The sequence below is a fragment of the Undibacterium sp. 5I2 genome (genome assembly GCF_035019605.1).
GTDB lineage: Bacteria > Pseudomonadota > Gammaproteobacteria > Burkholderiales > Burkholderiaceae_D > Undibacterium.
In genome coordinates this window covers 1-1,586 of record NZ_JASJVS010000135.1, presented here as the reverse complement: position 1 = coordinate 1,586, position 1,586 = coordinate 1, and the positions used below count along the sequence as shown (strand labels likewise).

The 1,586-nt window shown below is 54.7% G+C and carries 2 protein-coding genes; both read left to right on the top strand.

Annotated elements, in window-relative coordinates; translation table 11 throughout:
* The coding region (locus QN359_RS19670; RefSeq protein WP_323493623.1) for an energy transducer TonB at positions 1–450 on the top strand (450 nt) is incomplete at its 5' end.
* A gap of 122 nt (positions 451–572) precedes the next feature.
* Positions 573–1,442, top strand: a complete 870-nt coding sequence (locus QN359_RS19665; RefSeq protein ID WP_322249470.1) for a MotA/TolQ/ExbB proton channel family protein — start codon at positions 573–575, stop codon at positions 1,440–1,442.
* Positions 1,443–1,586: the final 144 nt, after the last annotated feature.

The window sequence follows — 1,586 nt, the reverse complement described above, 5'->3', positions numbered from 1 at the left end:
GCACCGCCACCACCGTTCATTCCGCCACCGGAAGTGCAGGTGCAGCCGCAAGTTCAGCCGCAAAATACGATTGCTGCGGTATCGAATGTCAAACCGGAACCGCAAGTGTTTGCCAAAACACCGGCAGTCCCAGTGGAAGCACCGAAAGCCGCAGCCGGACCGAGCACGATTGCGGCCGTCATAGACTTCAATGTGGCCGGTTGCAAGCCTGAGTATCCGCGTGCATCTTTGCGCAATGAAGAAACCGGGACCGTGTTGTTATCGGTCTTGATTGGTGCCGATGGTGCGGTGACTGAAGTCAAGGTCGACAAGTCCAGCGGTTTCCGTGGTTTGGATAATGCCGTGCGCTTGCAGTTGATGTCGGGCGCTTGCAAAAACAAACCGGGTACCGTCGATGGCAAACCGCAAGCGACCTGGACCAAAGTGCAGTACGTGTGGCGCCTCGATTGATTGCTACTTTTTGACACGGCATCGTGCAAGGTTTTGCACTATGCTTCGCACAGCAAACAGGGAATGATTCAGCCGCAGTTGAAGTCCCGCTTATTTATCTGATCTTAGTTAAAGGAAACACCATGACTATTCGTTTCTCCGCCTTGTTCGCCGCCGCTGTGCTGGCGATTTCCGCCACCGTCTCGGTTGCACCTGTTTACGCCGCTGATGCAGCCGCTGCTCCGGCCGCCTCTGCTGCTGCCCCTGCCGCCGCTGAGGTAGCTGCACCGGCTGCCGCACCGATGGACGCCGCTGCACCGGTTAAAGAAGTGATCGACAACCCATACGGTCTCGATGCACTCTGGAAAACCGGCGATTTCGTCGCCAAAGGCACGCTGATCATCATGTTCATCATGTCTATGGGTAGCTGGTACATCCTCATCACGAAAATCGTCGACCAGTTCAAACTGGCCGGTCAAGCTTCGGAAGCCCGCACTAAATTTTGGAAAGCCGCTTCGGTTCAAGCCGGTGCTGCTGCCCTGAAAGAAGGCAGCCCATTCCGTTTCATCGCCGATTCCGGTATCAAAGCTACTGAGCACCATGAAGGCTTGTTGCTGGAGCAAATAGATTTCAATACTTGGGTGTCGATGTCGATACACCGCGCCGTCGAAAAAGTACAAAGTCGCTTGCAAGATGGCTTGGCGTTCTTGGCTACCGTTGGTTCGACTGCACCGTTCGTCGGTTTGTTCGGTACCGTCTGGGGTATTTACCATGCTTTGACAGCCATCGGTATGTCCGGTCAAGCATCGATCGATAAAGTCGCCGGCCCAGTTGGTGAAGCGCTGATCATGACCGCCATCGGTTTGGCCGTCGCGGTTCCGGCTGTACTCGGTTACAACTTCCTGGTACGTCGCAACAAGAGCTCGATGGAAGAAGTGCGCGCCTTCTCGGCCGATCTGCACTCGGTGGTCTTGTCGGGTAACATGCATAAAGTCGCTAAAAAAGCTGCTTAACAGCGGACTGACAGGTCGACTTTGACTACTGGTACGACTGCCCGCCGCTGTCAAGCGTGGGCAGTGTAATGTGAAAGAGTATAATTATGGCAATGGCAATGGGCAACGATGGTGATGGCGAAGACGAAGTCAACAGCACCATCA

Excerpts from the sequence above, each read along its gene's own strand:
- QN359_RS19665 (WP_322249470.1), top strand. The coding sequence starts at position 573 with ATGACTATTCGTTTCTCCGCCTTGTTCGCCGCCGCTGTGCTGGCGATT.